Origin of the sequence: Desulfurococcus sp., from assembly GCF_049970475.1 — an archaeon.
Lineage (GTDB): Archaea > Thermoproteota > Thermoprotei_A > Sulfolobales > Desulfurococcaceae > Desulfurococcus > Desulfurococcus amylolyticus.
The window spans coordinates 1-9,499 of sequence record NZ_JBMFMW010000044.1 but is presented as its reverse complement, the minus strand read 5'-3'; the positions used below and the strand labels follow the sequence as shown (position 1 = coordinate 9,499).

Annotated in this window: 20 protein-coding genes; all 20 read right to left on the bottom strand. The window is 46.4% G+C overall.

Translation table 11 applies throughout. The features are described from left to right. Positions 1–25: 25 nt before the first annotated feature. Positions 26–493, bottom strand: a complete 468-nt coding sequence (locus ACP5N5_RS03900) for an uL15 family ribosomal protein (protein ID WP_012608820.1) — start codon at positions 491–493, stop codon at positions 26–28. Between the two features lie 11 nt (positions 494–504). Then, entirely contained in the window at positions 505–993 is a 489-nt protein-coding gene (locus tag ACP5N5_RS03895; RefSeq protein WP_012608821.1) for a 50S ribosomal protein L30, read from the bottom strand. An 11-nt stretch (positions 994–1,004) separates the two neighbouring features. Then, on the bottom strand, positions 1,005–1,649 hold the full coding sequence (locus ACP5N5_RS03890; RefSeq protein ID WP_193332943.1) for a 30S ribosomal protein S5: 645 nt from the start codon (positions 1,647–1,649) through the stop codon (positions 1,005–1,007). A gap of 5 nt (positions 1,650–1,654) precedes the next feature. Then, positions 1,655–2,245: a 50S ribosomal protein L18 gene (locus ACP5N5_RS03885; RefSeq protein ID WP_042667808.1), complete on the bottom strand. Its 591-nt coding sequence runs from the start codon at positions 2,243–2,245 to the stop codon at positions 1,655–1,657. 15 nt (positions 2,246–2,260) lie between these two features. Further along, a complete protein-coding gene (locus ACP5N5_RS03880) occupies positions 2,261–2,719 on the bottom strand; it encodes a 50S ribosomal protein L19e (RefSeq protein ID WP_012608824.1) in 459 nt (152 codons plus the stop codon). 1 nt (position 2,720) lies between these two features. Further along, positions 2,721–3,134, bottom strand: a complete 414-nt coding sequence (locus tag ACP5N5_RS03875; RefSeq protein ID WP_428133123.1) for a 50S ribosomal protein L32e — start codon at positions 3,132–3,134, stop codon at positions 2,721–2,723. Then, positions 3,131–3,685, bottom strand: a complete 555-nt coding sequence (locus ACP5N5_RS03870; protein WP_012608826.1) for a 50S ribosomal protein L6 — start codon at positions 3,683–3,685, stop codon at positions 3,131–3,133. The genes ACP5N5_RS03875 and ACP5N5_RS03870 overlap by 4 nt, the downstream gene beginning before the upstream one ends. Before the next feature lie 11 nt (positions 3,686–3,696). Next, the gene (locus ACP5N5_RS03865; RefSeq protein ID WP_042667812.1) at positions 3,697–4,098 is read right to left on the bottom strand and encodes a 30S ribosomal protein S8; all 402 of its coding nucleotides are present in this window, start codon (positions 4,096–4,098) and stop codon (positions 3,697–3,699) included. A 12-nt stretch (positions 4,099–4,110) separates the two neighbouring features. Further along, positions 4,111–4,275 carry a 30S ribosomal protein S14 gene (locus ACP5N5_RS03860; protein ID WP_042667813.1) on the bottom strand — a complete coding sequence of 55 codons (165 nt, stop codon included), beginning with the start codon at positions 4,273–4,275 and terminating at the stop codon, positions 4,111–4,113. Between the two features lie 9 nt (positions 4,276–4,284). Further along, on the bottom strand, positions 4,285–4,848 hold the full coding sequence (locus ACP5N5_RS03855; protein WP_042667814.1) for a 50S ribosomal protein L5: 564 nt from the start codon (positions 4,846–4,848) through the stop codon (positions 4,285–4,287). Next, positions 4,848–5,606, bottom strand: a complete 759-nt coding sequence (locus ACP5N5_RS03850; protein WP_428133118.1) for a 30S ribosomal protein S4e — start codon at positions 5,604–5,606, stop codon at positions 4,848–4,850. The genes ACP5N5_RS03855 and ACP5N5_RS03850 overlap by 1 nt, the downstream gene beginning before the upstream one ends. Before the next feature lie 2 nt (positions 5,607–5,608). Beyond that, a complete protein-coding gene (gene rplX / locus ACP5N5_RS03845) occupies positions 5,609–6,010 on the bottom strand; it encodes a 50S ribosomal protein L24 (protein ID WP_012608831.1) in 402 nt (133 codons plus the stop codon). Between the two features lie 13 nt (positions 6,011–6,023). Continuing rightward, positions 6,024–6,452: a 50S ribosomal protein L14 gene (locus ACP5N5_RS03840; protein WP_012608832.1), complete on the bottom strand. Its 429-nt coding sequence runs from the start codon at positions 6,450–6,452 to the stop codon at positions 6,024–6,026. Beyond that, positions 6,452–6,802, bottom strand: coding sequence for a 30S ribosomal protein S17 (locus ACP5N5_RS03835; RefSeq protein WP_276814801.1), 351 nt, complete (start codon positions 6,800–6,802; stop codon positions 6,452–6,454). Before ACP5N5_RS03835 ends, ACP5N5_RS03840 begins: the two co-directional genes overlap by 1 nt. A 6-nt stretch (positions 6,803–6,808) precedes the next feature. After that, positions 6,809–7,087, bottom strand: a complete 279-nt coding sequence (locus tag ACP5N5_RS03830) for a ribonuclease P protein component 1 (protein WP_012608834.1) — start codon at positions 7,085–7,087, stop codon at positions 6,809–6,811. Next, positions 7,087–7,338, bottom strand: coding sequence for a 50S ribosomal protein L29 (rpmC, locus tag ACP5N5_RS03825; RefSeq protein ID WP_423777221.1), 252 nt, complete (start codon positions 7,336–7,338; stop codon positions 7,087–7,089). Before rpmC ends, ACP5N5_RS03830 begins: the two co-directional genes overlap by 1 nt. Beyond that, a complete protein-coding gene (locus ACP5N5_RS03820) occupies positions 7,319–7,990 on the bottom strand; it encodes a 30S ribosomal protein S3 (RefSeq protein ID WP_428133112.1) in 672 nt (223 codons plus the stop codon). The genes rpmC and ACP5N5_RS03820 overlap by 20 nt, the downstream gene beginning before the upstream one ends. Before the next feature lie 2 nt (positions 7,991–7,992). Next, positions 7,993–8,466 (bottom strand): 50S ribosomal protein L22, encoded by a 474-nt coding sequence (locus ACP5N5_RS03815; protein ID WP_042667819.1) that lies wholly within the window; start codon positions 8,464–8,466, stop codon positions 7,993–7,995. A gap of 13 nt (positions 8,467–8,479) precedes the next feature. Further along, positions 8,480–8,923: a 30S ribosomal protein S19 gene (locus tag ACP5N5_RS03810; RefSeq protein ID WP_428133108.1), complete on the bottom strand. Its 444-nt coding sequence runs from the start codon at positions 8,921–8,923 to the stop codon at positions 8,480–8,482. 36 nt (positions 8,924–8,959) lie between these two features. Next, positions 8,960–9,499: VWA domain-containing protein (locus ACP5N5_RS03805; protein ID WP_428133105.1), on the bottom strand; the 540-nt coding region annotated here is incomplete at its 5' end.

The following is a 9,499-nucleotide window of genomic DNA, read 5'->3' as shown; positions in this document are numbered from 1 at the left end:
CTGGATGTTCTAAAATATAGAAATCCTAGGTTGCACTACCCGCTTCAAGCTCCTCGAGGAGTATCACTTTGCCCCCTGCTTCCTCGATTTTTCTCTTAGCCTCCTCTGTTATCTCCCTAGCTATAACCTTTAAACCCCTGGTAACCTTACCAGAGCCTAGTACTTTGTCGAAACCCATTTCGACGGTATTTAACACTATTAGTCCATCCTCGATGATTGCCTTACCGTTGGAGGCCAGCCTCCACGCTAATTCATCTAACTCGCCAACATTAATGGTTACATTCTCATGGATTCTACTACGAGGCCTGAAGCCGTGTTTACCATACCAGTTTGGAGCATGCTTTATTATCCAGATGTATTTATGCTTATGGAAGCCTACAGCACCGAATCCACCACGCGAACCACTTTTCCTATGCTGCCCAACCCTACCCCAACCCATTGTTCTCGTGCGACCCTGGAGTTTCCTGGATTTCTTACCTTTTCTAACGACCATAATCTATCACCTCATAGCATTCTCTCAATTAATTCATTTATTTTTTCACCACGGTATCCAAGCTCACCCTTCATATTGAAGGGTTTTTTACTGGATCCATCGAAACCTCCACGCGGCGGATGCAGCCTGAAAACCGGTTTTACAATGTTTTCAAGCTTGTGGAGCACTAATTTACCCTCCAATAATGCCTCCGCGAATCCTTCAATATCTTTAATGCCTTGCTCCGCGAAGACTTTGGCAATATATTCATCTGTTATCCTTATGCCGCCGGAGGCTCTTCCACGAGCCTTGAACAGTTTCACTAGCGTGGGCTTATTTATCTCACCCCATGTAACCCAGTCCTTCACTTTTTCAAGCATTCCTTCAAGACCTGGTTGTTCTGCTGGATATATTACTAGGTGGTATTTCTTATGGAGCCTTAGGAGTTTCAGCGTGTACTCGACGTCAGGCGGTGTATCGGACTGCCCCCTTATTCTTAAGATAGCGTAAAGCTTAACCATCCAGCACCACCTCAGGCCTTTAGCCAGTCAACCGGTGTAACGAATTTATATGTGTTATATAATGCGTTGACAACGGCCTTGGCGAAATTAAGCGTCGTCCTTGTCTCGCCGAAACTCTCCGTCCACACGTCCCTGAGCCCAGCCAGCCTTAAAACCACTTTAGCCACATCTCCTGCTACAAGCCCTGTTCCACGTGGTGCAGGCTTCAATACCACTTCTACACTACCGCTTTTACCCCTGACTGTGAATGGGACGCTATGGGGTTCGCCGCACCTGCACTCCCAGCTCCCGCATCCTCTTCTCACAGGGGTGATATTCAGCTTGGCATTCCTTATGGCCTTCGCTAATGCGTCAACGTATTGCTTAGCCTTACCGGTCCCAATGCCGACAAAGCCGTTTTCATTACCGATGACTACTACAACTAGGAACCTGGTTCTCCTACCTGCATCAGTCATCTTCTGAACTATCTTGGTATCGATCCTCTCATACTTTAAATCGGGTAGGAGGTAGTCCACTATCTCCGGTTCTAGCAGCGGGAGGTTTCTATCGAATACCTCCTTTAAACTAGTTATCTTACCCTCTAAAACCATTTTTCCTACACGTGTCCTGGGAACCCATTTCTCTAAGGCAGCTTTATCAACCGCGCTCGCGGACACACTTATCACCTCTTATAAGCCTCCAAGATCTTGTTTTTAACCTCTTCAAAGTGCGAGGGGAGGTCCTCTGGCTGTAAACCATTGGCTAGATACCTTGAAAACCTTTTCTCAAGCAATCCATTCTCCCTCAGTATCTTAGCATATGATGCTATGTGCTCGCCCCTGATTCTCTCCTCGCTGGGGGCTACTTCCCCACCCATTGGCACCTTGAGCCCGGCATCGTTGGCTGCCTTTATAGCTGCAAACACTAATGCCCCTTTAACGGGTCTATGTAACCCTATATCTGGTACAGCGTATTCAACCCCCTTCTCAAGGGCCCTTAAAGCAGCCAGCAACCCTGTTAAATAGGCTGCAGAGGTATTACATGTACCTGCTTTCCACCCGAATCTCTTCCTTAACTCGTTTGAGTGGGCTGCAGCTATGATTACATCCCCCTCTGGCTTAGCCGTGGCTACCTGCACCCATATATAGTTCAACGTCTTCCTAACAATGAAACGGGGATGTCCCGATACAATCATTCTATATCTCTTGTAGTAATTAGTCTTACCCTCCCTTCTCCTTCTCCTTGGAACCTTATACCGGGGACCCTTAGCCATGCCTCACCAACCCCTCTATTTAACCTCCTTCAAGATATTGTTTTCCTTAAGGTGTAGCTTCAGAGATGAAAGAGAGTTAAAGTATCCTCCCTTAGCAAGCATATATAGCCTCCTATATGTTCTTGCATCGATAAGCTTCCTATCCCTCAGGTATCTAAGATACCTCCTTATCTTCCTTATCTTATTCATCCATACCTCCTTCTCATCCAGCCTAGCGGTCTTACTCCCCTTCCTCTTACCATGTCCCCTTCTCCTTCCCTTAACCCTCTGCTTATGCCTAACCTTGGAGCTATAGCCTGCTATACCGTGTTTGGGGGCAACCCATATAGCCCCCTCCTTGATCAGCCTCCTCACATCCTCCCTTGTTATGGCTGCCTCGATATCCTCTATTCTACCAGGATCCACTCTAATCCTCGACACACCCACGCCAAGTAGATCAGCTGCCAATCTTTTCTGGAGTGTTAGGTCACTCATGTTAAGCACCCTGTGTTAACTGTGTTGTTTTAGGTGGATTAGCTACTTTAAAGCCTTTTGAGGCAGCTATCCTGTATAGTTCAATAGCCTTCCTTAATCCAACGCTCCCACCAATGTATACTATGTATCTGGCTGGATCCAGTCCCTCGAGGTCTCTTGGATTATTAATCACAACTGGCTCCAAGCCTGATGGATGGAGCTCCCTGACCAGGCTCGGTCCTCTATACCCTATTTTAACTAGGGGCGGGTATCCTTTAAGCTGGTGCTTCACCTTGTTGTCTATCCCCTTTGGCTTCCTCCACTTAAGGTCGTTCTTGAACTTCGGTTTCTTCCACCATAGATACCTGAGGAAAACTGGCCTCCTCTTATTCATTTCCTGTCTTAACCTGAGTAAACGATCCAGCCCCGTGCTCATAAGGCCTCACCCTTCTCATAAATATATATTCCATCCATGAAAACACGTCTATCTCTATCAGTGACCCTAGTAGCCCTCTCAATTGATGCAGCCGTTAACCCAACCTCCTCAATATCGACTCCCTCAATAATTATATCCTCACCACTCACCTTCACCTTGACATTACCGTATATCTTGGCTATCCTATCTGATTTCTCCCCCATGAAATTCCTTATCCTGACAACCTTGTTCTTCTCATCAACAGATACTGTGATCGGGAAGTGAGAGAATATTATCTTTAACTTGTAGCGGTAGCCCCTTACAACACCTGTAATCATGTTACGTATATGCGCAGCAATCGTCCCAACTAGGGCCTTCTGCTTCCTATCAGCAACAAATGTTTCAACGATGACAACCCTGTCCTCAAGCCTTATGAATACTCCTCTAGCATGACTGAAGTCCCTTGTAATAATGCCCTTGGGCCCCTTAACTGTTACCCTTAAGCCATCCACTTCAACAGCGACGTTCTCAGGGATCTCTACTTTCTCAGCAACATGAAACACCCTGGCCATACATACATCACCTAGTAACAGTATGCAAGTAATACCCCACCGGTTTGTTTTTCAACAGCCTCCTTGTGAGAGAGGACACCATAAGGTGTTGACACTATTATTACACCTATATTATATGCTGGTAGGTATCTCTTAAGCCACTCAGGGAACTCGGCGAGCTCGCGGTGTTTAACAGGGTATCTAGGCTTGATAACGCCGATCTTATTTATCCTGCCGAGCAACTGTATCTTTATCTTACCCCATCTACCATCATCAATGTACTCGAACTCGCCGATATAGCCCTCCCTTTGGAGGACCTTTAAGACGTTTAGCGTCAGCTTTGAGGCGGGCCATATAACTACTTCCTTCTTAGCCCTTATCTCGGCATTATATATTGCTGAAAGAGCATTTGCAAGCGTATCCATGACCACCATGGCTTAACACCCCTACTCATATTTCTTGAAGCCTATTACGGAGGCCACTTCTCTAAAACACTGCCTACACAGGTAAAGCCCGTAAGCCTGTATGACCGCGTCACGTGAACCGCATCTCCTGCAAACCTGTACCCCACGCCCGTGCTTGTATATTTTTGGAGGTTTATACTTAGCCATTTAAACCACCTACTCACTAACTATTTCAACGCCGAATAATTGTTTTAAAAGCACCATTGCCTCCAGCTTGTTCACCCTATGCCTCCTCGGTACACGGGATCTAGCTCGCTTACGCCTCATCACCCTGTATCCGGGTCTCTCAATAGTTATGGCTACATCCATTCCGAATACCCCTATCTCTGGATCATATCTTACACCAGGCATGTGTATGTGTTCCTTAACGCCTATACTGACATTCCCGTAGTCATCGAAGCTTGACTCCCTTACTCTGTACCCTATGGTCTCGAATACTTTCCTCAGGAATTCAATAGCTTTCCCCCTTCTCAACGTGACTACAACGGCTATGTTATCGCCCTTCTTGATCCCGAAGTCCTTAATGGTCTTCTTGGCCTTCCTTGGGACAGGCTTCGCACCTGTTAACTCCTCAAGCACTTTCATAGCCTTTGGAAGCCTATCGGATTCAGTACCTACACCTATGTTAACTGTTACCTTAGCTATGAAAGGCTTAAGCATTGGATTACTATTCCATTTCTCGAGGATCCTGCTTTCAACATCCTGTGTGAGGATACTCATTACCATGCACCCTCAGGCAGTTTTATTAATGGTTTTTCAACACCTATTGGGAATATGTAGTCCAAGCTAGTCTGGAACTTATTGCCTTGCTTATCTTCAAGCGTGACTATACTCCTATATCTCCTCATGCCCTTGTGTATCGATACAATCTTACCCACTCTCCCAACGTTTCTACCACCGGACACTATCGCTATAACACCCTCTTTCAAGGGGACATAGTCGAGGATTTGTTGAACAGGTATTGATAGCTTTAACACGCCTAGTGTATCATACGTGTCTTCAACAGGATTTCTTGGATCATTGACCCTAATTAACACGTTTCGTCCATCATGCAGGTTTAACTGTATATGACCGTTCTTCACCGTGGTCTTATTCTCTATCCTGCACAGCTTGAAGGATGCCTCCTCCCTCGATATCTCAATCAACCCCAGTACCCTGGTTGGTACTGGGATGACCCTGTAGTATTTATTGACCCCCACGATCTCGATTACATCCATTACGCCGACAGGGAACTTGTAATCTCTCCTCACTCTCCCATCGATCTTAAAGTATCCCTCGGCTATGAGCCTCCTAGCCTCCTTACCTGTTTTAGCATAACCCAGCACATCTCTGACAAGGATTAATAGTGGAAGCGACCTAGATATGGGGTGTGGGCCGGGCGATGACTTAACGACCCACCTATACTCCTTCCTAAGTATAGGCCAATACCTAGGCGCGTTGATCGCTTTTAAATGTCTGCTACCACCCATGCTACCCATTTCTAAGCCACCTCTTGACTGTGCTCACTACTAGTACCAGCCTTCCTCCGCTCAATTATCTCAAGCCTTCTTTTATCACTTAGATCAGCCTTTATAATCATGACTTTACTAGGATGAATCGGAATGTAAACCGGCGATCCATCAGCCTTCTTTCTCTGCACACCCTCGATGAACACCCTGACGCGTTTCAAGTCGACTTCTACAACCTTCCCCTCATGCCCTTTAAACTCCCCCCTCATGATCCTAACAGTATCGCCTTGTCTAACCGGCAACCTCTTCACGCCAAGTTTCTGACGCAGTTCATCTGAGAGTGGTGCATTAAATAATTTATGCCTTAGGTGGAGGGGCATTAAAGCCAACTGCTTCCTCTGCTTACCGGGCTTAATAGAATTTGTTAACGGCATAGTATACACCTCCTCACACAATCATTGATGCAAGATTAGCTATCTGGGGCCATCTCTCGGCTGCCTCCCTGGCTATAGGCCCCCTGATCTCCGTGCCCTTAGGCGTGCCCTCAGGCGTCAATATCACTACAGCGTTATCCTCGAAGGCAACCCATGTACCATCAGGCCTCTTATAGGGTCTCCTTTGACGCACCACTATAGCCTTAAACACTTTCTTCCTCATTTCTGGAATACCCTTCTTAACGCTCACGACAACTAGGTCTCCAACACCGGCTGGCGGAACCCTTCTCAGTCTACCATGGTATCCAGGGACACCTATGATCATTACCTCCTTTGCCCCACTGTTGTCAGCTGCCTTAGCTATAGACATCACTTGGAGGCCGGTGTTCACCCTCCGCCTCGAGAAGGCTGGTTTACCGGCTACAGCTCTCTTTGCACCCATCACTCACCACCTCGTTTGATCACTCCTAGGACTACAAAGGCAACTGTTTTTGCGAGGGAACGTGTTTCACCGATCACTACTGTATCGCCTTCTTTAACATCTATGCATGGAGGTAGGTGGGCATGTATGTTCCTATGGCGTTTCTCATATCTCATGTATTTCTTCACGTAGTGCAAGTACTCATGTCTAACAACAACAGTCCTCTGCATCTTCTTCTTGGCTACAACACCTGTTAAAATTACTCCCCTAACCTTAAGTCTTCCATGCCAGGGGCACTTGGGGTCATTACATATTTTCTCGGGGGGATTAATACCAGTTACACCTATGTTATTAACCCTGCTCTGACTCATGGAAACCTACCTCGAAACCATTTTCAATCTATCCCAGGGTCTACCAATAATCGTAGACCCTTTAATAACCACGGCTTCCCCGTCAGGGAGCATGAACTCGAGTATACTGTTAAACTTAAAAATCCTCACCCTTCTACCAGATGGAGTCTCAATAACGAGGGTTTTCAACGTCTCATCAACCACCTTACCCTTCAACCCCACAAGCGATGGATCAGGATACTGTAGGATCCTGACCTCCAGTCCTATGAGCTCATGGTAGGCAATGTTCCTACTATTCACCCTCATCACGCCTGACCCTCTGAACCAGTTTCTCCACTAGTAGTGCTTGTCTCGCTCACGGATACACCACCTTCCTCATTGATCACCGTTAATATCCTCGCGATATCGCGCCTCACATTCCGTATTCTAGCAGTATTTGTCAGAGTACCCATTTTAGCCTGGAGCCTTAGCTTAACCAGCTCTAGCCTTAATTCATTTAGTTTCCTAAGCCTCTCCTCCGGGGCCATCCTCCTTATCTCACTTGCCTTCACTACCACCACCCTCTGTTGTCTTAGCTGGCTTTAAAGCCTCCAGTTCCTCGGGTTTCAGGGTCTTTATCTCAACGTGGTCGGGCATCCTTATACCTGGTTTAACAATGACGACTTCAACACCGAATATACCAGGCTTTAAGAGCGCTTTGACCACTGCCCTGTCAACCATGTATTCCACTGGCTCACCAGCCTTGTACACTTTCCCGGCCTTGAGCTTCTCATATGTTGCCCTTTCGCCCCTCAGCTTACCGCTTATAATGATCTCGGCACCAATTGCACCAGCATCCATCACCCTTTTAAGCATATACATCATTACCCGGCGGAAAGGTATCTCTTTCTCCAATGCTCTAACAATTCTGAATGCCACTACCCTAGCGTTTAAATCAGGGTCTATTACAGGCGATATCGTTATGTTAACATTGTCGAGGCCAAATTTATTCTGGAGTATCGTGGACAGCTTCTTTATAATGCTACCTCCCCTACCTATTAGTCTACCAGGGTACTCAGCATGTATGACTACACGATAGCCCGTTGGAGTCCTATATAACTCTACATCAGCGTATCCTGCATCCTTGAAGTAGTGTGCTAGAAACTCATCGATCATTAGTTTCTTCAACCCGTATTCAAGGAAGTATGATTTAACCCGGGGCCCGACCATGCTTAGCCAACCTCCTTAACGATAACCTCCAGGTTACTCATTCTACGGAACTTAGGAGTGGCCCGACCGAAAGCACGCGGCATATACCTCTTTAACGTGATCCCTTTATGGGCCGCTATATGGATTATCACCAGTTTATCCTTATCAAGCCCCTTGTTTTCAGCATTAGCCTCAACATTCCTGAGGACTTCCAAAGTATATCTAGCCCCCTTAACAGGGTATCTGCCAATAGGCCACTTAAACCTATCAGCTAAACCCTTCTTATGGCTCAGCTTTCCATGATACCTTCTGAATGGGACAGCCTGCTTCATTTTCACGACGTCTTCGAGGAACTTGATGGCCTCGCTCAACTTCATCCCTTTAAGCGTGTAAGCTATTTCACGCATATATTTTATCGAGACAGGTATATCATACCTGACTGCCTTAGCGATTTTTGATTCATCCTCGAGTTTTACAGAGTAATGCCATGTAGGCATACATGTAACACCTCTACTTCATGGCTACGAAGCGACTTGCCCTCGTAGCCTTAAGTCCTGGCTCACCATGAGTAACCTTCTTGGTAGTGGGACTGAACTCACCAAGGTAATGGCCTATCATCTCCGGCGTGATTTTAACTGGGATAAACTCTTTCCCGTTATACACAGCAATCGTCAACCCCATCATCTCCGGTAGAACCACCATATCCCTTACATGCGTCTTTATCACGGCTTTCCTAGCTAGCTCAGGGTTCCTGGCTATCTTCCTTATCTTCGCAAGCAGCTTTATCTGGGCCTTTGTTAAACCTCTTTTCAAGCTTCTTCTCTGCCTAGCCGGTAGCAACATCACGAGTTCATCCATCGACATATTTAAGAGTTCCTCAAGGCTCTTACCTCTATACTTGAACTTCCTCCATTCCACCGGGAGATCCTGTAAATTCACCGCCAAATCCATCATCCCCTCACACGTTAAGCACTAACGTAATAGACACTACTAGACTCTATTTTTAAGATTTATCCTCCTTTTTAAAATGTTTGCTATGTTCTCAGGGTTCTCGACAACCACTACATCGCATCCCTCTTTCCTGTACTTCTCTATAGTTTCCTCCTCGATGCTACGTGGTACTACGATGATCACCTTCAATCCCTTCTTAACAAGCTCGCCCGCCACGATCCATGGGTCTACATCGGGGATCGTCTGCTTTAAGTCGCTGAATAACACCATGGTCCTAGAGTTGCTTCTCAGAGCTAACTCGCCGGCTCTCCTTAATGCATCAGATATATTAGTATACCCCTTGAATCCCTCCGTATATAGTTTCTCTAGGAAGCCTGCGAGCATCCGGGCAGTCTTCTTAACTGGAGATCTATATACATTGCTTCTCTCACTAAACAACACTATGTATGAGACGCTTGGGAATAACACTGCCAGAGAGAGGATCGACCATAGAGCGAACCTAGCCATGCTACCACTTACATCTACAATGCCTATCATGCGTTGCCTTCTCCTATGTCTCCTGTAGACTATTTCATTACT

Excerpts from the sequence above, each read along its gene's own strand:
- ACP5N5_RS03880 (WP_012608824.1), bottom strand. The coding sequence starts at position 2,719 with ATGAGTGACCTAACACTCCAGAAAAGATTGGCAGCTGATCTACTTGGC.
- ACP5N5_RS03835 (WP_276814801.1), bottom strand. The coding sequence starts at position 6,802 with ATGAGTCAGAGCAGGGTTAATAACATAGGTGTAACTGGTATTAATCCC.
- ACP5N5_RS03840 (WP_012608832.1), bottom strand. The coding sequence starts at position 6,452 with ATGGGTGCAAAGAGAGCTGTAGCCGGTAAACCAGCCTTCTCGAGGCGG.
- rplX (WP_012608831.1), bottom strand. The coding sequence starts at position 6,010 with ATGCCGTTAACAAATTCTATTAAGCCCGGTAAGCAGAGGAAGCAGTTG.
- ACP5N5_RS03885 (WP_042667808.1), bottom strand. The coding sequence starts at position 2,245 with ATGGCTAAGGGTCCCCGGTATAAGGTTCCAAGGAGAAGGAGAAGGGAG.
- ACP5N5_RS03850 (WP_428133118.1), bottom strand. The coding sequence starts at position 5,606 with ATGGGTAGCATGGGTGGTAGCAGACATTTAAAAGCGATCAACGCGCCT.
- ACP5N5_RS03855 (WP_042667814.1), bottom strand. The coding sequence starts at position 4,848 with ATGAGTATCCTCACACAGGATGTTGAAAGCAGGATCCTCGAGAAATGG.
- ACP5N5_RS03865 (WP_042667812.1), bottom strand. The coding sequence starts at position 4,098 with ATGGTGGTCATGGATACGCTTGCAAATGCTCTTTCAGCAATATATAAT.
- ACP5N5_RS03830 (WP_012608834.1), bottom strand. The coding sequence starts at position 7,087 with ATGAGGGTGAATAGTAGGAACATTGCCTACCATGAGCTCATAGGACTG.
- ACP5N5_RS03875 (WP_428133123.1), bottom strand. The coding sequence starts at position 3,134 with ATGAGCACGGGGCTGGATCGTTTACTCAGGTTAAGACAGGAAATGAAT.
- ACP5N5_RS03900 (WP_012608820.1), bottom strand. The coding sequence starts at position 493 with ATGGTCGTTAGAAAAGGTAAGAAATCCAGGAAACTCCAGGGTCGCACG.
- ACP5N5_RS03895 (WP_012608821.1), bottom strand. The coding sequence starts at position 993 with ATGGTTAAGCTTTACGCTATCTTAAGAATAAGGGGGCAGTCCGATACA.
- ACP5N5_RS03815 (WP_042667819.1), bottom strand. The coding sequence starts at position 8,466 with ATGCCTACATGGCATTACTCTGTAAAACTCGAGGATGAATCAAAAATC.
- ACP5N5_RS03820 (WP_428133112.1), bottom strand. The coding sequence starts at position 7,990 with ATGGTCGGGCCCCGGGTTAAATCATACTTCCTTGAATACGGGTTGAAG.
- ACP5N5_RS03810 (WP_428133108.1), bottom strand. The coding sequence starts at position 8,923 with ATGATGGATTTGGCGGTGAATTTACAGGATCTCCCGGTGGAATGGAGG.
- ACP5N5_RS03870 (WP_012608826.1), bottom strand. The coding sequence starts at position 3,685 with ATGGCCAGGGTGTTTCATGTTGCTGAGAAAGTAGAGATCCCTGAGAAC.
- ACP5N5_RS03860 (WP_042667813.1), bottom strand. The coding sequence starts at position 4,275 with ATGGCTAAGTATAAACCTCCAAAAATATACAAGCACGGGCGTGGGGTA.